This window comes from Streptomyces hyaluromycini (genome assembly GCF_002217755.1).
GTDB lineage: Bacteria > Actinomycetota > Actinomycetes > Streptomycetales > Streptomycetaceae > Streptomyces > Streptomyces hyaluromycini.
In genome coordinates this window covers 720,206-738,081 of record NZ_BCFL01000019.1, presented here as the reverse complement: position 1 = coordinate 738,081, position 17,876 = coordinate 720,206, and the positions used below count along the sequence as shown (strand labels likewise).

The 17,876-nt window shown below is 72.7% G+C and carries 12 protein-coding genes, 1 tRNA gene and 1 pseudogene; 6 read left to right on the top strand and 8 right to left on the bottom strand.

All coding sequences use genetic code 11. From position 1 onward, the window contains the following. Positions 1 to 409: 409 nt before the first annotated feature. Together SSP29_RS21175 and SSP29_RS21170 are read right to left on the bottom strand one after the other, a co-directional pair. Positions 410 to 2,989, bottom strand: a complete 2,580-nt coding sequence (locus SSP29_RS21175) for an ABC transporter permease (RefSeq protein WP_089102247.1) — start codon at positions 2,987 to 2,989, stop codon at positions 410 to 412. Then, positions 2,986 to 3,774 carry an ABC transporter ATP-binding protein gene (locus SSP29_RS21170; RefSeq protein ID WP_089102246.1) on the bottom strand — a complete coding sequence of 263 codons (789 nt, stop codon included), beginning with the start codon at positions 3,772 to 3,774 and terminating at the stop codon, positions 2,986 to 2,988. The genes SSP29_RS21175 and SSP29_RS21170 overlap by 4 nt, the downstream gene beginning before the upstream one ends. Positions 3,775 to 4,260: 486 nt before the next feature. Here SSP29_RS21170 and SSP29_RS21165 point away from each other — a divergent pair, with 486 nt between their 5' ends. The 3 genes and pseudogenes from SSP29_RS21165 to SSP29_RS56035 all read left to right on the top strand — a co-directional run bounded on the left by SSP29_RS21165 (position 4,261) and on the right by SSP29_RS56035 (position 7,936). Continuing rightward, positions 4,261 to 5,754 (top strand): MFS transporter, encoded by a 1,494-nt coding sequence (locus tag SSP29_RS21165; RefSeq protein WP_089102245.1) that lies wholly within the window; start codon positions 4,261 to 4,263, stop codon positions 5,752 to 5,754. A gap of 189 nt (positions 5,755 to 5,943) precedes the next feature. After that, positions 5,944 to 6,354 (top strand): DUF485 domain-containing protein, encoded by a 411-nt coding sequence (locus SSP29_RS21160; protein WP_089102244.1) that lies wholly within the window; start codon positions 5,944 to 5,946, stop codon positions 6,352 to 6,354. Next, positions 6,351 to 7,936 (top strand): annotated as a pseudogene (locus SSP29_RS56035) (sodium/solute symporter). Before SSP29_RS21160 ends, SSP29_RS56035 begins: the two are co-directional and overlap by 4 nt. Before the next feature lie 149 nt (positions 7,937 to 8,085). On the opposite strand, the gene SSP29_RS21150 reads toward SSP29_RS56035, so the two are convergent. From SSP29_RS21150 to SSP29_RS21130, 5 genes are all read right to left on the bottom strand, one after another. Further along, positions 8,086 to 8,973: a coiled-coil domain-containing protein gene (locus SSP29_RS21150; RefSeq protein ID WP_150134590.1), complete on the bottom strand. Its 888-nt coding sequence runs from the start codon at positions 8,971 to 8,973 to the stop codon at positions 8,086 to 8,088. A 153-nt stretch (positions 8,974 to 9,126) separates the two neighbouring features. Further along, the gene (locus SSP29_RS21145) at positions 9,127 to 9,684 is read right to left on the bottom strand and encodes a dihydrofolate reductase family protein (RefSeq protein WP_089102242.1); all 558 of its coding nucleotides are present in this window, start codon (positions 9,682 to 9,684) and stop codon (positions 9,127 to 9,129) included. A gap of 91 nt (positions 9,685 to 9,775) precedes the next feature. Next, a complete protein-coding gene (locus SSP29_RS21140; RefSeq protein WP_089102241.1) occupies positions 9,776 to 10,705 on the bottom strand; it encodes an RNA polymerase subunit sigma-70 in 930 nt (309 codons plus the stop codon). A gap of 104 nt (positions 10,706 to 10,809) precedes the next feature. Beyond that, positions 10,810 to 13,647, bottom strand: a complete 2,838-nt coding sequence (locus SSP29_RS21135) for an SUKH-4 family immunity protein (protein WP_089102240.1) — start codon at positions 13,645 to 13,647, stop codon at positions 10,810 to 10,812. 8 nt (positions 13,648 to 13,655) lie between these two features. Next, complete coding sequence (locus SSP29_RS21130) at positions 13,656 to 14,648, bottom strand: HNH endonuclease (RefSeq protein ID WP_089102239.1); 993 nt, start codon at positions 14,646 to 14,648, stop codon at positions 13,656 to 13,658. Positions 14,649 to 14,946: 298 nt separating this feature from the next. Here SSP29_RS21130 and SSP29_RS56030 point away from each other — a divergent pair, with 298 nt between their 5' ends. Both SSP29_RS56030 and SSP29_RS21120 read left to right on the top strand, forming a co-directional pair. Then, positions 14,947 to 15,486, top strand: a complete 540-nt coding sequence (locus SSP29_RS56030; RefSeq protein ID WP_089102238.1) for a YwqJ-related putative deaminase — start codon at positions 14,947 to 14,949, stop codon at positions 15,484 to 15,486. A gap of 72 nt (positions 15,487 to 15,558) precedes the next feature. Beyond that, the gene (locus SSP29_RS21120) at positions 15,559 to 16,092 is read left to right on the top strand and encodes an SUKH-3 domain-containing protein (protein WP_089102237.1); all 534 of its coding nucleotides are present in this window, start codon (positions 15,559 to 15,561) and stop codon (positions 16,090 to 16,092) included. 8 nt (positions 16,093 to 16,100) lie between these two features. Here the strand turns inward: SSP29_RS21120 and SSP29_RS21115 are convergent, their stop codons facing one another. Continuing rightward, positions 16,101 to 17,420: a sensor histidine kinase gene (locus SSP29_RS21115; protein ID WP_089102236.1), complete on the bottom strand. Its 1,320-nt coding sequence runs from the start codon at positions 17,418 to 17,420 to the stop codon at positions 16,101 to 16,103. A gap of 354 nt (positions 17,421 to 17,774) precedes the next feature. Between SSP29_RS21115 and SSP29_RS21110 the strand changes: the two genes are divergently transcribed. Next, positions 17,775 to 17,849: transfer RNA gene (locus SSP29_RS21110), tRNA-Gln, on the top strand. Positions 17,850 to 17,876: the final 27 nt, after the last annotated feature.

Here is a 17,876-nt window from a genome sequence, read left to right as displayed (position 1 = left end):
GCAACGCGAAGTGCCCGGCGCGGGCTGCGACCGGGGGGTCTCCAGCGTACGACTACGCGGGCGCGGGTGCCGGGGCTGTGGATAACCTCCGTCGCCCTGTGAGGTGCCGTGCGTCGCGGTGGCCGTCCCAGGGGGCTCCGCCCCCTGGACCCCCGAAGCCTATGCCCACCCACCACCCGACTCGGCGGACCGAAAAGCGGGACTCGAAAGACAAGGACGCGCCCGCCGCCCGACTCGGTCGATCGAGAAGCCGGGCTCGAAAGACAAAAACGTGCCCGCCGTGCAACGCGGTCGGTCGAGAAGCCGGGGCCGGCGGACGCGAAGGCGCCCGGCGCCGGTAGGTCCCTCAGGACTTCCGGCGCCGGGCGTTCCCCCGCAACCCCCGTATGCGGTGGTCTCCTCGGTTGGTTCAGTCCGTCGCGATCGCGTTCAGGACGTTCATGCGGCCCGCGCGGAACGCCGGGATCAGGGCGGCGAACAGGCCCACGAAGGCCGAGCCGACGAAGACCCCGATGATCGTCGGCCAGGGGATCTCCAGGACCTTCAGGCCCTGCAGGGCGAGCAGCTTCTGGGCCGTGGCGCCCCAGCCCATGCCGAGGCCGAGGCCGAGCAGGGCGCCGAAGAGGGCGATCACCACGGACTCCATGCGGATCATGCGGCGCAGCTGGCGGCGGGAGAGGCCGATGGCCCGCATGAGGCCGATCTCGCGGGTCCGCTCGACCACCGACAGGGCGAGGGTGTTCACGACGCCGAGGACCGCGACGATGATCGCCAGGGCGAGCAGGCCGTAGATCAGGTTCAGCAGCTGGCCGATCTGGTCCTTGAGCGCCTGCTTGTAGTCGGTCTGGTCGCGCACGGTGTACTGCGGGTAGTCGTGCAGCGCGGACTTGAGCGCCGTGTACGCGGCGTCCTGCCGCCCGTCCTTGGCGGTGGCGAAGACCAGGTCGTCGAGCGGCATCTTGGCGGCCGGCACGTACTTGGCGAGCGTGGTGATGTTCGTGTACTTGGATCCGGCGTCGATGAGGCCGTCGCTGCTGGTGATCGCCCGGACCGTGAGGTGGGCCGTGCGGCCGTCCTTGAACTTCACGGCGATCTTCGAGCCGAGGCGGATGCCGTGCGCCTTGGCGAACTTGTCGTGCACGGACATCGAGTCGGGCAGGTAGGCGTCCTTGAGGTCGCCGGCGACGGTCTTGGTGCGCAGGTCGGTCGCGTACGTCGGGTCGGCCGCCGTGATGTCGGTGTCCTTGAGGGTCTCGCCGTCGGGCGTGGTGTAGTCGGCGGTGGTCGTGCGGTACTCGGTGACCCGCGCGAGTCCCGGCACGTCCTTGACGGCCTTGACCGCCTGCGGGGTGATCCGCTGGCCGCTGTCGGACTGGATGATGAAGTCCGTGCCGACGGTCTTGTCGAGCTGGTCGGACGCGGAGGCCACCATGGAGGAGCCGACCACCGAGAGGCAGGCGACCAGTGCCAGTCCGATCATCAGGGCGGCGCCGGTGGCGCCGGTGCGGCGCGGGTTGCGCAGCGCGTTGCGTTCGGCCATGCGTCCGACCGGGCCGAACATCCGCAGCAGGACGGCGCCCAGGACCCGTACGACAGCGCCCGCGAGCAGCGGGCCGATGACGACGAACCCGATGAGGGAGAGGACGATGCCGAGGCCGAGCCAGGCCGAGCCCTCCTTGGCCTTCTCGGTGGCCGAGGCCAGGTAGAGGCTGTAGCCGCCCGCGCCGGTCAGCACCAGGCCGACCAGGGCGCGTATGCGGCCCGCCCTGGCGTCGGCGGGGGCGCCCGCGTCGCGCAGCGCGGCCATCGGGGAGACCCTGCCGGCGCGGCGCGCGGGCAGGTAGGCGGCGAGGACGGTGACGACGACGCCGAGGATCAGGCCGATGACCGGGGTCGTCCAGGCCACCGTCAGATCGCTGGTCGACAGGTGCATGCCCATGGAGCCCATCAGCTTCATCAGGCCGACCGCGATGCCGACGCCCGCGCCGACGCCGAGGACCGAGCCGACCACACCGAGCAGCAGGGCCTCGACGAGCACGGACCGGTTGACCTGGCCGCGGCTGGAGCCGACGGCCCGCATCAGGCCGATCTCGCGGGTGCGCTGGGCGACCAGCATCGAGAAGGTGTTGATGATCAGGAAGATGCCGACCAGGAAGGCGATCCCGGCGAAGCCGAGCATCGCGTACTTCATGACGCTCAGGAAGCTCTCGACGTCCTTCTGGTTGGCGTCGGCGGTCTCCTTGGCGGTCTGCACCTTGTAGGCGGAGCCGAGTTCGGCGGTGACGTTCTTCTTCAGCTGCGGGTCGGTCACCCCGGCCGCGGCCGTCACGTTGACATTGGTGAAGACGCCGGTCTGCCCGACGAGCGCCTGCTGGGCGGTCCTGGTGTCCAGGTAGAAGATCGCGGCACCGGGGTTGGTGACGGTGAAGTCGGCGATGCCGGAGATCTTCGCGGTGTGCGTGCCGACCGCGCTGATGACGGCGAGTTCGTCGCCGAGCTTCAGGTGGTGCTTGTCGGCGGTGTCGGCGTCGACCATGATCTGGCCGGAGTTCCCGGGCGCCGCACCGGAGGTGATCTTCATGGTGCGGGCGTCGTTGGAGTTCCAGCTGCCGACGATGGTCGGCGCGCCGCTCGACGGCGACATGCTGTCCTTGCCCGCGTTCACGACGGTCACGGACGTCGAGAAGACCGTCCCCTCGGCCGCCTTGACGCCGGCCGCCGCGCGGACCTTGCCGACCACCGAGGCCGGCATGACCGGCGGCCTGCCGTTGTCGGAGGTCGTCGCACCGGTGTCGGAGGCGCCCTTGGCGCTGACCGTGACGTCGGACGAGGTCGCCGCGAACAGCTTGTCGAACGTCGTATTCATGGTGTCGGTGAACACCAGCGTGCCGCACACGAACGCCACCGACAGCAGGACGGCGACCGCCGACAGGGCCATGCGCCCCTTGTGCGCGAAGAAGTTGCGCATCGAGGTCTTCATGACGGTCATGACGTACGCCCCCGCGCGTCGAAGTCCTTCATGCGGTCCAGGACGGTGTCCGCGGTCGGCTTGAACATCTCGTCGACGATCCGGCCGTCGGCGAGGTAGAGCACGCGGTCCGCGTAGGAAGCGGCGACCGGGTCGTGCGTGACCATCACGATCGTCTGGCCCAGCTCGTCCACGGAGCGGCGCAGGAAGCCGAGGACCTCCGCGCCCGCGCGGGAGTCGAGGTTTCCGGTCGGCTCGTCGCCGAAGATGATCTCGGGGCGGGCGGCGAGGGCGCGCGCCACGGCCACGCGCTGCTGCTGACCGCCCGAGAGCTGCGTGGGGCGGTGCTTGAGCCGGTCCGCGAGCCCCACGGTCTCGACCACGCGCCGCAGCCACTCCTTGTCGGGCTTGCGGCCGGCGATGTCCATGGGGAGCGTGATGTTCTCCAGCGCGTTCAGCGTCGGCAGCAGGTTGAACGCCTGGAAGATGAAGCCGATCCGGTCCCGGCGCAGCTTCGTGAGCTTCTTGTCCTTCAGGCCGGTGATCTCGGTGTCGTCCAGGTGGATCTGACCGCTCGTCACGGTGTCGAGCCCGGCGAGGCAGTGCATCAGGGTGGACTTTCCGGACCCCGAGGGGCCCATGATCGCGGTGAACTGCCCCCGCGCGATGTCCACGTCGACATGGTCCAGGGCGACGACACGGGTCTCTCCGGCCCCGTACGCCTTGACGACCTGCCGCGCCCGCGCGGCAACGGCCGTACGCCCTCCAGTACCCCCGTGCCTGGGAATGGTCACAGCCGATGTCACGGTATGTCTCCTAAGTCGGTCAGCCAATAAGCAGCACTGTGCTGCGTCCTGCTGCGAAGCGGTTGGTACGCCGATGAGTCTGTCCGCACGCGGCCTGTACCGCGCTGGTGCGAAGCCCCGTCTTTCCGGGGGGAAAACCCCACCCCCGCCGGTTCGGTCAACCACCCCCGGCGGCGTAAAGCCAGGTTAAGGACGAGCGGGGTGCCGTCTCGTCCTCCGGCGGTACGAACCCTCCCCGAGCCGTAGTACGGAGAACCCCCTAGGGGACGTCCACCGCCGGGTGGAGCCCTTCTCAGGGTCGCGCTCCACCCACCGGCCCAGGCAGCCTCCACCCTCCCGTCGCGTGAGGGTCAAGCGGACGCCCGCTCCGGCCAGGTGGCTGCGGACTTCCACCAGGTGGACGCGTACTCCCGCCGTGCCGGAGCGGATGGGAAGCTGTCGTACGCGACATAGATACATGAGGAACACATCGGGAGGGGATCCGGCGTGGGGAACACGAAACCCGCGATACGCACGGCGGGACGCGAGGCCGCGACGGGCCGGCGGGGGGCCGTGGTGGCCGCCCTGATGCTCGCCATGGCGCTGGCGGCACTCGACTCCACCGTCGTCTCCACCGCCGTACCCCAGATCGTCGGCGACCTCGGCGGGTTCTCGGTCTTCTCCTGGCTCTTCTCCGGCTACCTGCTGGCCGTCACCGTGACGCTGCCGGTGTACGGCAAGCTCTCCGACACCTTCGGCCGCAAGCCGGTGCTGGTCGCGGGCGCCGCGGTGTTCCTGCTGGGGTCTCTGCTGTGCGCGGTCGCCTGGAACATGGCCGCGCTGATCGCGTTCCGGATCGTGCAGGGCCTCGGCGGCGGGGCGCTGCAGGGCACCGTGCAGACCCTCGCGGCCGACCTGTACCCGCTCAAGGAGCGCCCGAAGATCCAGTCGAAGCTGTCCACGGTGTGGGCGGTGTCGGCGGTCGCCGGGCCGGGCCTCGGCGGGGTGCTGGCCGCGTACGCGGACTGGCGGTGGATCTTCCTCGTCAACCTGCCGATCGGCGTGGCCGCGCTCTGGCTGATAGTGCGTCACCTCCACGAGCAGAAGCGCGCGCCGCGCACGCCCCCGCGGGTGGACTGGGCGGGTGCGCTGGCGGTCTTCGCGTGCGGGGGCGTGCTGCTGACGGCGCTCGTGCAGGGCGGGGTGGCGTGGGCATGGTGGTCCGCGCCGTCGTGCGCGCTGTTCGCCACCGGGTTCGCGCTGGTGGGAGTCGTGGTGTGGATCGAGCGCCGGGCGGCGGAGCCGATCATCCCGGGGTGGGTGTGGCGGCGCCGTACGATCGCGGCCGTCAACCTCGCGCTCGGCGCGCTCGGCCTGCTGATGGTGGCGCCGACGGTGTTCCTGCCGACGTATGCGCAGTCGGTCCTCGGGCTCGCGCCGGTGGCCGCCGGGTTCGTGCTGTCGGTCTGGACGCTGAGCTGGCCGGTCTCCGCGGCCCTCAGCCAGCACGTGTACCGGCGGATCGGCTTCCGCGACACCGCGCTTGTCGGCATCGGCACGGCCGCGCTGATCCTGTTCGCGTTCCCCTTCCTGCCCTACCCGGGGTCGGCCTGGCAGCCGACGCTGCTGATGCTCCTGCTCGGCGGCGCGCTGGGCCTGTTCCAGCTGCCGCTGATCGTGGGCGTGCAGTCGACGGTGGGCTGGGAGGAGCGGGGCACGACGACCGCGTCGGTGCTGTTCTGCCGGCAGACCGGCCAGACGATCGGGGCGTCGGTGTTCGGGGCGGTCGCCAACGGGGTGCTGGCCGCGCGGCTGGGCGGCGCGGGCGACCTCGACTCCGTCACGCGCGCACTGGACGACGGAACGGCCGCCGAGGCCACCCGCCACGCCATCGCGGACGCGGTCCACGCCGTCTACTTCGGGGCGGCGTGCGCGGCGGCACTGGCGTTCCTGGTGCTCCTGTCGGTGGCACCGCGACGCTTCCCGGTCCTCAAGGACTGACTCCCGCCCCGGAGTTAACGCGGGTAACACCCGAGGTCAGACACGTTCGCGTGAAGTAAGCGCGTACCGACCGGCCAGTTGCCGAAAATGGCCGCACACCCCGGATACCTGCGAGTAACGTGCGTCCCCCGCTCCCTCCTCTCCCTGCGGTCCGCCGCCACGGACCCGAGCCATGCAAGGAGCACCGGGATGTCCTACGACCCTTCCCCACCCGAGCCGCCCCGCCTCACCTACCCCTGGCAGCCGCTGCCGCCCCAGCCGCCGAGACCCCGGCACGTGCCGCACCGGGAGCCGGTCGGGCACCACAGCGACCTGCGGGTGCTGCGCGGCGCCTACCGCCTCCAGCGGCGCACCGCGACGCTCACCGCGCTCGGCTACTTCACGCTCTTCCTGGTGCTGTCGGCTTTCGCCCCGCGCGTGATGACGAGCACGGTCGCCGACGGCGTACCCGCGGGACTGCTCCTCGCACTCCTCCAGCTCCCCGTCACCTGGCTGGCGATCGCCCTCTACGAGCACACCGCGCGCCGCCACGTCGACCCGCTCGCCGACCGCATCCGCAGGACCGCGGAACTGGACGCCAGGCGGGGGGCCGCACGGTGACCGGCTTCAGCGGCTCCGCCCAGTCCATGTCCCTGGTCGCCTTCACCGTCGTCGCCACGCTCACCCTCCTGCTGTGCGTGATGACCGGCCCGGACCGCGACGACCTCGACGAGTTCTACACCGGCTACGGCTCCCTCTCCCCGCTGCGCAACGGCCTGGCCATCGCCGGCGACTACATCTCCGGGGCCGGCGTCCTCGCCACCGGCGGGGTGATCGCTCTGTGCGGCTACGACGGCGTCGTCCTCGCCCTCAGCACGGCCCTGTCGCTGATGCTGCTGATGTTCCTGCTGGCCGAACCGCTGCGCAACGCGGGCCGGTTCACCATGGGCGACGCGCTGGCCCGCCGGATGCCCGGCCGCAGCGTACGGATCGCGGCCTGCGCGGTGACCGTCGCCGCCCTGCTGCCGCTGATGCTGGTGCAGCTGGCCGGCGCCGGCCAGCTGATGGCCTTCGTCCTCGGCTTCTCCAACGAGACCGTGCAGACCGGCTGTGTCATCGGCCTCGGCGCCCTGATGATCAGCTACGCGGCCATCGGCGGCATGAAGGGCACCGCCCTCATCCAGATCCTGAAGATCGTGACCCTGCTCGGCTCCGGCACCGCTTCGACTGGGACCCGGGCGCCCTGCTCACCGCGGCGGCCAGGGGCAGCGGCGCCGGAGCCGCCTACCTGCACTCGGGCCTCCAGTTCACCGGCGGCCCCGCGCCCCGCCTGGACATGATCAGTTCGGAACTGACCGTCGTCCTCGGCGGCGCCTGCCTGCCGCACATCACCATGCGCATGTACACCGCCTCCAGCGCCCGCCAGGTCCGCCGGTCGATGTCCTGGGCCGTGTCGTGCGTGGCCCTGTTCGTGCTGGTCGTCAGCGTCGTCGGCTTCGGCGCCACCGCCCTGGTCGGCCGCGCCGCCATCGCCGCCGCCGACCCGCAGGGCAACACCGCCTATCTGCTGGGCTCCCGCGCGGCCTTCGGAACCGACGTCTCGACGGCGGAGACCCTGCTCTTCACCACCGTCACCGCGGCGATCTTCCTGACCCTGCTCGCCTCCGTCGCCGGCATGATCCTCGCCTGCGCCAACTCCCTCGCCCACGACGTCTTCGCGACCCGCGTTCAGGACATGCCGGCCCGCCGCGAGATGACCCTGGCCCGCGTCTCCGCGCTCGCCATAGGAGTCCCCACGATCCTGCTGGCGACCCTGGTGCAGCACCACAGCCTGCAGCCCCTGATCACCCTCTCCTTCTGCCTCGGCGCCTCCGCCCTCGCCCCCGCCCTGGTCTACGGCCTCTTCTGGCGCCGCTACACCCGCGCCGGCCTGATGTGCACCCTCGTCGGCGGCACCCTCACCGTGCTGCTCCTGATGCCCGGCACGAACCTGGTGTCGGGCTCGCCGGGCGCCGCCTTCCCGCACGCCGACTTCAACTGGTTCCCCTTCACCACCACCGGCCTCGTCTCCATCCCGGCCGGCTTCTTCCTGGGCTGGCTGGGAACGGTCGCCTCCGGCCGGCGCAGGGCCGCGGAACAGCGACGGCAGTACGAGGCGGTGGAGGGGTGGATCCTCGCGGGGGCGGTACGGAGAGGGAGCTGAGCGCTCCGCTGGAAGCGCCGCGGGCGTTCCGCCCGAAAGCGCCGCGATGTGTTGTCGGTCGGCTGCGGCGCCGTCGTGGCTGGTCGCGCCCGCGCGGCGGAGCCGCATATCGATACAGCCCCGCGCCCCTTCGGGGCGCTGCCGAGCGGCTATTCCGCCGTCGCGCGCCCCGTCAGGGACATGAGGCTGTCCCGCATGTGGTCCATGTGCGCCTGGACGGCGTCCCAGGTCTCGCCGTGCTCGCGCAGCACCCGCTCGGTCTCCCGCGCGGTGCGGTCCTCGCGGATCCGGGCCTCCGCGAGGACCTCGGCGGCGCGCTCGTGCGCCTCCTCCTGGGAGCGGCGCGCCGACTCCTCGGCCTCGACCAGGGCCCGCTCCGCCTCCGCCAGGGCGGCCTCGGCGCGGGCGATGCGTTCGGCGTTGTGCGCGTCGACCGCGGCGGCGCGCGCGGCCTCCTCGCGCTCCTCCTCGGCCCAGCGTTCGGCGTGCTCCTTGACCAGTTCGGCGAGCATCCCGGTGGTGCGCTGCCGCACCTCGCGCAACGCCGAAAGGGCCTCGCCCCGCTGCTCCTTGACCTCCAGGCGGGCGCCGATGCGGATGTCGTCCGCCTCGGCGCGCGCCGCGAGAAGCCACTGGCGGGCACGTTCCTCGGTGTCCGCGCGGAGCGCGTCGGCCTGCTCCTGCACCGCACAGCGCGCGCTGTCGGCGCGCTCCGCGGCCTCCGCGACCCCGTCCGTCAGCGCCCGCCGGGCGCCCTCGTGCAGGGCCTTCGCCTCCTCCACCACGAGCCGGAACACCCGGTGCGCGCGGTCCCCGAGCGCCTCGTACGTCTGCGGAGGGAGCTGCTCGACCTCGGCATGCAGCCGCCCGGCCTCGGCCTCCATCTCCTTGGCGAGCACGGTGAGCCGTGCGGCACGCTCCCAGGCCGCGTCCCGGTCCTCGCAGAGCTCCACCATGAACGTGTCGACCTGATCGGGGCGGTAGCCACGCCCCCGGACGGTCACGAAGTCGTACGGCGACATCGATGTGCTGCTCACCTGGAACCCCTCTCCGCCAGACCCGCACGAAAATGATGATTTCGCGGCCATCTTGATGGATCGGACGTAAGTGTTCATAACGCGACACTCCGCATGCCGCCCTCCAAACACCGCACACCAGGGGACGGCAAGCACGTCAGGGGGCGTGCACGCTCAGTCGCGCGCCCTGCGGTAGCGGGTCAGCACCAGGGCGCCCACGCGTTCCGCCGCCAGGCACTCCAGTTCGGCGGGCGGGCCGCCGGCCGGGAACAGCGGCCGGCCGGCGCCGAGGACGGTGGGGAAGGTCAGCAGCCGGTACTCGTCGACCAGGCCGGCGGCCGCCAGGGCATGGACGACACCGAGGCTGCCCATGACCACCACGTCCCGCTGCTCGGTCTTGACGGCGTCCAGGAGATCTCCGTCGACGAGCCGGGAGTTCGCCCACGCGGACACGTCGGTCAGGGTGCGGGAGGCGACCAGCTTCGGCGCGGCGTTCAGGCGCGCGGAGAACGGGTCGTCCCGGCCCGGCCACAGGCGCGAGAAGGCCTCCCAGGTGGACCGCCCCAGCAGTACGACCCCCTCGTCCAGGGTGCGGCCCAGGCCGAACCTGTCCCCGGCGATCTCCTCCGGGCCGAACCGGAAGAGCCAGCCGCCGTACGGCGTGCCCTCGGTGCCGTCCGGGTCGGACACGATCCCGTCCAGGGTGGTGAATTGGATGACGACAACGCTCATGACGGTTGTCCCTTCGCTCGATGGTCACCGGTACATACCGGCGGCACCGGGCGGACTCATCGCCGTCCCCGGAATTTCTTTCCCGGCCGTCTCAGCCGGCGCGAGGCGCAGGCGGCTGAGCCGGCGCGCACGCCGTCAGCACGCGCGGGTCCGTGAAGACCACGTTGCGCGCCACCCGGCCGCCGCCGGTGACCGTGAGGACCTGCACGGAGTGCAGCCGGTGCCCGCCGCCCGGCTCCGGGGCGTACGCGACGAGCGCGGGCTGTCCGCCCGCGGTGAGGGAGCGCGTGCGCCAGCCGGTGCCACGGAGCCGGAACACCCGCTCCATGAACAGGCCGTAGTCGCCGCGGCCCCGGTACCACAGCGGCAGCGGCGGCATCTCCAGCACCGCGTCGTCGGTGAGCAGCCGCACCAGCGCGGGCACATCGGCCGCCTCGAACGCCTGTTGATACCTCAGGACCGCCGCCCGCACCTCGGGATCGTCCGGCTCGCTCACCTCGTCCGCCCCGCCCGCCCCCGCGAGCGCGGCGCGCGCCCGCTGAAGTGCGCTGTTCACGGCCGGAACCGAGGTCTCCAACTGGTCGGCGACCTCCACGGCACTGAACTCCAGCACCTCGCGCAGCACCAGCACCGCCCGCTGCCGCGCGGGCAGCAGCTGGAGCGCCGCCACCAGCGCGAGCCGCAGATCGGCGCGCGCCTCCACGTCGAAGCGCGCGTCGGGGAACGGCTCCAGCCACGGCACGTCCGGCGCGGGCGTGAGCGGCGCCTCCGGGTCCGCGGCGGGCGCCCCGAGCCCGGACGGCAACGGCCGCCGCACCCGCCCCTCAAGCGCCGTCAGGCACACGTTCGTCGCGATCCGGTACAGCCAGGTCCGCACGGACGCCCGCGCGGGGTCGTAGCGCTCACGCGCCTTCCAGGCCCGCAGCATGGTCTCCTGCACCAGGTCCTCGGCCTCGTGGAACGAGCCCAGCATCCGATAGCAGTACGCCACCAACTCGCCCCGGTACGGCTCGAAGTCCATCCGCCCATCATGCCCGCGCGGTACGACAGTCGGGCGCGCGCGTGGGGGCCGGTCCGGTCTCCCGACCCGACCGGCCCCCGTACGGCCGTCCTACCCCCGCGCCGCTACAGCAGCCCGTCCCACATCTGCTCCAGCAGCACCGACCACCAGCTCTCCGGCGAGCCGAGCGCCGCCGGGTCCAGGGAGGCCAGCTGGGCCTGGAAGTCGACGGTCCAGCGGCCCGCCTGCTCCTGGTTCAGGCCGAACCTGAGCCGCCACATCCGGCCCAGCAGGGCCAGACAGCGGGCGAACTCCGGCAGCCCCGTGTTCACGAACTGCGGCGGCACGGACGCCCCGCCCGGCCCCGCCTCCACGGGCACGGCCACGATGTTCGCGGTGCCGTACTGCACACAGACCGCCTTGCCGAAGTCGGTCCCCATGACGAGGTACGACGCCGCGTCCGGCGCCGGCTGCAACCCGCGCTCCTGCGCCAGCTCCGCCAGCGTCGGCACCGGACGGCCCGGCTGCGCCTGCGCCCAGAAGAAGGGCCCCATGTCCAGCGGCAGCCCCGCGGCCACCAGCGTGTGCGCCACGATCGGCGGCACACCCTGCCGCGACACCGCCGCCTGCTCGAACCGGAACACGCCAGGACCGAACGCCGCCGCCAGCTCCTGCGCGATCGCCTCCGGCGGGATCGGCGGCGCCGCCTGCACCTGCGGCAACGGCGCCCGCACCGGCGCGGGCCGCGCGGGACCCGCCGCCACCTGGTGCAACTCGCCCTGATGCGCCAGCAACTGGCGCATCCCCTGCTGCCGGCTCGCGTGGTCCGTCCCGTACGGCGCGATGCTCGCCAGCCGCGCCTGCGGCCACTGCTCCCGGATCATCCGCGCGCAGTAGGCACCCGGCAGCTCGCACGGCTCAAGCTCCGTGTGCAGCTCCAGCACCTGGTCCGGCGGCACGTTCATCGCCCGCAGCTCGTGGAAGATCTGCCACTCAGGGTGCGGTGTGCCCGGCGCCGAACGCCGGATCAGCTGCTGCTCGGAACCGTCCTGCGCCCGGTAGCGCAGCACCGCCTGATATCCCGGCCCGACCGTCGGCTGCCCCTGCTGCGGGTAGCCGTACGCCGGCGGCTGCTGCCCGGGTACGGGCTGCCCCGGCAAGGGCTGACCGGGCATGGGCCGACCGGGAGGCGGCGGCATCGCACCGGCCGGCATCGGGGGCGGCATCTGCGCGGCGCCCGGCGGCATACCGGGGGCGCCCGGAGCGCCCACCGGAGGCGCGGACAGCACGGTCTCCGCATGGTGCACCGGCGCGCCGCCCGGACCCGGGCCGGCGGCAGCGCCCTGCGCGCCGCCGGGCGCGGGAGGCGTGCCCAGGGCGTTGCTCGGGGGCTGAGGTACGCCCGGCGCGGGAGGGACACCCGGGGCGCTCGGCACGCCCTGCGCACCCGGGGCGCCAGGCATACGCGGGGCGCCCGGCGGCTGCTGCGCGCCGCCCATCCCGCTCGGGTCGGCCAGCATCGTGGCCGAGCGATGGACGTCACCCGGAGGCGTGCCACCCGGAGTACCCGGCGCGCCGGGCGAGTTGGGGGCGCCCGGCGGAGTCTGCGCGCCCGGCACCTGCGCCGCACCCGCACCCCCCGGACCTTCAGGTCCCTCGGGCCCCAAGGCCGACACCATCTGCGTCGGCGCGTACCCGCCCACCGGCGCGGGCGGCTGAGGCATGCCTCCGGGGTGAGCGCCCGGCGCTCCCGGGGCGCCCGGCGGCGGAGGCGGCGCACCTGCCCCGCCACGCGCCCTGCGCGGCGGAGGCGCGGCCTTGCTCGTCGCGGCGTCCGCTATGTCACTGGCGTTGGGCGCGAGAGGCCGCCCCGGAGCGGCCGGGCCCGCCGGATTCGCCGGAGGCCGGGGCGCGCCCGGAGCACCGGCCGGAGCACCGGCAGGTGCCTGCGGATAGCCGTAGCCAGGAGCGGCCGGCGCCTGCGGATAGCCGTAGGAAGGCGCGGGCGGGGTCGCGGGCGCAGCCGGGGCCGCCGGTCCCTGCGGGTAGCCGTACGGCGGGGCGTCCTGCGGAGGCCGCGGAGGCGTGCCGCCCTGCGGCGCACCACCCTGCACACCTGGCGCACCCTGCACGCCCTGCACGCCCTGCACGCCCGGCGCACCCTGCACGCCCGGCGCACCCGGATCGTCGAGCGCCGGAGACACCGCCGTGCGGGGCAGTTGGCTGCCCCCCGCCATCAGCGCCGTCTCGGCATCTCCCAGGGCACCGTCGTCCGCATCGCTCAGCGGCGGCGCGAACACCGTCGCGGGCAGCGGGACGGAACGGTCCTCACCGGCATCGGCGTTCGTGTCGGTACCGGCCCAAGGAGTCGCACTGGCGGGCACGTTGTGCGCGCCCGGCGCACTCGACGGCCCCTGCGCCCCGCCGGCCACCGGCCAGGAAGCGCCACCGCCCCCCGCCGGACCGGCCCCGCCGGCCGCCGCCGGCACCCCGGCCTGCGTCTCGGCAAGCCCACCGGAACCCGCACCAGAGCCGAAGCCGGCACCAGCACCAGCCGACGCCCCGTCACTCGCCGGGCGCCGATCCTGGATACCCAGCTTGTCCGCCGCCTCCTGGAGCCACTCCGGCGGGCTCAACAGGAACGACGTCTGGTTCAGGTCCACCCGGGCCGCAGGCGCCGGCACCGCGTCGGCGATCTCCGCCTCACGGCCGTACTCCTCCTCGTACCGGCGGATCACCTCGCCCACCGGCAGTGCCGGCCACAGCGTGGCCTCACCGCTGTCACGGGCGATGACCAGCCGCTGCCCGCCCGCGTCCGACCGCGGACCCTCCGCACGGTCCTCGCCCCACACCACGAACCCGAGACCGAACTCCCGTACCCGCACCTCACGATGCTGGTACGCCGGCACGTCGCCGTTGATCCACTCCTCCGCGCGCTCCTGCGCCTGCGCGAACGTCACCATGCCGGACCTCACTCCCCCGAACCCGAGCCGACCGAAGCGGCACGCGCGAAACCACCGTCGACCATCAGGTTCGCCACCGTCACCAACTCCGGCGGAGACCCCGCCAGCCGCGACAGGAACACGTCGAAGTCCTCACCGCACGGCAGCAGCAGACGCTCCACCCGCTCCGCCGGCGACCACCCCGGATCCACGTCACGCGCGTCGTCGTACGCGCAGAACCACACCGAACCCAGCCGGTCGCCCTTCACCTTCACCGCGAGCAGACCGCCCTGCACGAAGGTGACACCCAGGTAGTCCTTGGTCAGATGGTCGCGCAGGCACTTGTTGACGTACACGAGGTCGTTCACCGCGGCCTCGTCGCGGACCGTGAAGAACGGCTGGTCCAGCAGCAGTCCGAGGCCGGCGTCCAGCGCCGTGCCCACCGGCGCACAGCCGCCCGCCGCCTTCAGGAACGAACGGTAGGCACCCGGCAGCCGGTACCCGAGATCCTCCTCGACCCCCTGCACCTGCGACTCCGACACCGCCACACCCGACTTCGGCAGCCCGAAGTGCGCCGGACGCGTCTCCTGCAACGGCCGCGTCCCCCGCTTGTTGTGGTCCACCCGCGCCGTCGCCACCCCGCCGTGATGCCGCAGCAGCGCCTTCACCTCGACCGGGACCAGCTCCAGCCGCCGCGACCCCACCACGTGGTGCCACGTCCAGCCGTGCGGCGTCGCCACCGCCGGCACCGTGTCCCACAGTTCATGGCCCGAAGCCGACAGCACCGCGTTCGCGGACACGAAGTCCGTCAGCCGCAACTCGTCGACCCCGAAACCCTCCGGCGGATCGGCGATCTCCGCCGCCGCGCGCGCGTAGGGCGAGAAGTCGGGGTAGCCATGCTCGTCGATCCGTACCCCTCTCGGGTGACGTGCCGCCCGGACCGGATCCGGGAAATGCACGACCTGCCCGGCATAGGCCGCGTTCGGCGGCGCGGCTTGCTGCCCGAGCCGACCTGTCGTCATGACGGTTGCCCCCTGCGGCACTCTGTACGAACCGACACCACACCCCTGCGGCGCGCCACGGCCCGTATCCGGCTGTCTCTCCCACGTCCCAGACGCGTCGACCGCGCCCATCGCGGTGCCGACAGCCTATGCGGTACACGAACCCCGGTCACCGGCCCTCCGGTTCAGTGACCAGCCGTCACCCCGCCGTGACAGCCTGCCCAAACCCGGGCGTGTCGCACCGCCCCAGCTTCCGCACCCGCCACGGGATTTGGCAGTCTGTGACTTTCGGGGGGATGCCCGGGAGGGGAAGACGATCATGAACGCCACACAGACGGGACCACACACCGCCATGTCCGGCGCCAACCACGGCGCCCTCAACGGCGACCCCCGCATCGGCTGGAGCAGCAGCGAAATACCTCCCGCGCCCACCCTCCAGCACCGCCGCGACGGCATCCTGCCCACCGTCGCCGCCGCCCTCTCCGTCCGCGGCGCCACCCTCACCGGCACCGCCGCCCGCGGCGACCAGCCGCCCCCGCTGCACCCGCTGGTCCAGGAGTTCCTCGACACCCTCCCCAGCGGACAACGCGACCGCTTCACCGGCCGCTGCGCCGAAGCCATCCTCATCTCACGCCACATCGGCGTGGCCGACGCCGCCCGCAGCAAACGCGCCCTGCGCAAACCCATGACCAACGGCGAAGCCCGCAAGGCCCTCAAACAGGCCAAACTCACCGCCCGCCGCATACGCGAGGACGGCGACCCCCTGCACGGCAGCTTCGCGGCCCCCTGCCGGGCCTGCGCCGCCCTCACCGCCCACTTCGGCGTCCGCGTCGTCGACCCCACCACCACCGACGCCTGACGCGCCCCCACCCCACAGACACCGAGCACCCGCACACGCACCCGCACACGAACCAGGACGATCGAAGGGCAGATGCACGCCGACCGCACCTCATCCCCGAGTCTCGGCTTCGCGCGACCGGGGGGATCCCCGTCGCGCTTCTCCGCGCCCGTCGACGCAGCCCTGCGCGCCGCCGGCTGGCAACCCGGACGCTGGGACATAAAACAGGCCGAGGTCTGGGCCGACGCCCTGCGCGACCACGCCTCACCCGCCGGACACCGGCACGCCGTCTTCCCCGCCGCGGTGGAGGCCTGGGCCGAGTTCGGCGGCCTGCACGTCAACCCCGCCGGCACCGGCCGCCAGATCGCCCCCGCCACCCTCCACATCGACCCCCTGCACGGCCTGCACCTCGCCCGCACCCTCGGCGACCTCGGCCGCGCCCTCGACACCGAGGTCTGCCCCCTCGGCGCGGAGACCGACACCCACTCCCTCCTCGCCATCGACGCCGAGGGCCGTGTCTACACCCTCGACCACACCGGCGACTGGTACCTCGGCCCCGACATCGACCACGCCCTGACCGCCCTCATCGCGGGCGTCGAACCCCAGCGCCTCACCACCCAGTCGTAACCGACGGGTCAGGCCGCCGGAATCACCGCCGACACCCGAAAACCCCCGGCATCGGTCGGCCCCGACACGAACACCCCGCCCAGCCCCAGCACCCGCTCACGCATCCCCACCAGACCGTTCCCACCCGACGGCAACCCCGCCGACGCCGCCGAGGCCGGCTCCGGCGGCGGCTCGTTCTCCACCTGCATCGCGATCTCCGCCACCCGGTGCGCCAGCCGCACATGCGTCTTCGCGCCCGCCGCGTGCTTGTGGACGTTCGTCAGCGCCTCCTGCACCACCCGGAACGCCGTCTGCTCGATCACCGCCGTGTACGACCGCACAGCGCCCTCGACCGACAGATCCACCACCATCCCCGCCGCCGCCGACTGCCCGATCAGCACCTCCAGCTCCGACAGCCACGGCCCGTCCTCCTCCACCACGCGCGAAGCCGCCGCGGCGGCCGCCACCCCCACGGCGGCCAACGGCACCGAGGCCGACGCGGAAACCGGCACCGTACGCCGCTGCGCAGCCTCTCCCGACCGCAGCACCCCCAGCATCTCCCGCAGCTCCGTCAACGCCTGGCGCCCCATGTCCCCCACCAGCGCCGCGTTCCGCACCGCCTTCTCGGGATCCTTGCGCGCCACCGCCTGCAACGCCGCCGCATGCACCACCATCAACGACACCCGGTGCGCGACCACGTCATGCATCTCCCGCGCGATCCGCGTCCGCTCCTCGCCCCGCGCCCACTCCGCACGCTCCTCCGCCCGCTCCGCGAGCAGCTGAAGCTCCCGCTCCAGACTGTCCGCCCGCTCCCGCAGGCTCTCCATCAGCCGCCGCCGCGCACCCACGTACAACCCCAGCAGCACCGGCGGAGCGGTCAGGCCCAGCGAGGTCGTCACCGCCGCGAAGGGCACGAACCAGTCCCCCAGCGTCAGATCCCCCCGCGCCATGTCCTGCTTCACCCGCACGAACGTCACGATCATCGTCCCGACCAGCGACATCCCGGCCAGCGCCACGATGATCCGCCGCGGCAGCTCCGCCGCGGCGAGGGTGTAGAGGCCGACGATGCCCATCAGGAAACCCATCTGGGCCGGCGTGATCGCGATCGCGACCAGCACCACGGCGATCGGCCACTTCCGGCGCAGCACCAGTACGGAACCGGCCAGCAGACCGAACACGATCCCCGCCGACACCGGGATCCCCGCGTCCCGCGCGAACGGAATCCCCTCCGCGGCGCACTCCAGCGCCGACACCAGTGCGAGCCCCACGTCCAGAACCGCACTACGCCACCGCGACCACCACCACGGCCCGCTCAAGGCCGTCGCGCGGTCTGCCCCCGTCGTGGTCATGCCTCCAGCCTACGGGCGCAGGGGTGGGCTTTTCCGGTGAGTTTCGTCTACTCGCCTACACCACACTCCGTAACCGAACAACACCGAAACCCCCAGGTATCCCTCGAACTGCCGAACCCCGCACGTTCGAGCACGGAATCAGCCATTCCGACCGGACGGCATGTCCGTGGCGCACCCCAGGACAAGTGCCGGGACACGGTCCGCACCAACGTCGGCGGAGCCCATGGGGGGTTGGCTCGCGATCGGCGTCCCGCGGAGCGCGGATCCGTACCGTCGCATCGAGGGCACCCGGTACGGCATAGTAGGGAGCGCCACTCGGCGACCTGGCTAAATGTCCGGTTCAGTCGAGAACGTTCCCCCGTGGTGTAATTGGCAGCACTGTGGCTTTTGGTGCCATCTGTCCGGGTTCGAGTCCTGGCGGGGGAGCCATGCTCGGTTCGGGTCCTGACAGCACCG

Coding starts and splice junctions, on each gene's coding strand:
- SSP29_RS21175 (WP_089102247.1), bottom strand. CDS start 2,989: ATGACCGTCATGAAGACCTCGATGCGCAACTTCTTCGCGCACAAGGGG.
- SSP29_RS21160 (WP_089102244.1), top strand. CDS start 5,944: ATGTCCTACGACCCTTCCCCACCCGAGCCGCCCCGCCTCACCTACCCC.
- SSP29_RS21145 (WP_089102242.1), bottom strand. CDS start 9,684: ATGAGCGTTGTCGTCATCCAATTCACCACCCTGGACGGGATCGTGTCC.
- SSP29_RS21140 (WP_089102241.1), bottom strand. CDS start 10,705: ATGGACTTCGAGCCGTACCGGGGCGAGTTGGTGGCGTACTGCTATCGG.
- SSP29_RS21135 (WP_089102240.1), bottom strand. CDS start 13,647: ATGGTGACGTTCGCGCAGGCGCAGGAGCGCGCGGAGGAGTGGATCAAC.
- SSP29_RS21130 (WP_089102239.1), bottom strand. CDS start 14,648: ATGACGACAGGTCGGCTCGGGCAGCAAGCCGCGCCGCCGAACGCGGCC.
- SSP29_RS56030 (WP_089102238.1), top strand. CDS start 14,947: ATGAACGCCACACAGACGGGACCACACACCGCCATGTCCGGCGCCAAC.
- SSP29_RS21120 (WP_089102237.1), top strand. CDS start 15,559: ATGCACGCCGACCGCACCTCATCCCCGAGTCTCGGCTTCGCGCGACCG.
- SSP29_RS21115 (WP_089102236.1), bottom strand. CDS start 17,420: ATGACCACGACGGGGGCAGACCGCGCGACGGCCTTGAGCGGGCCGTGG.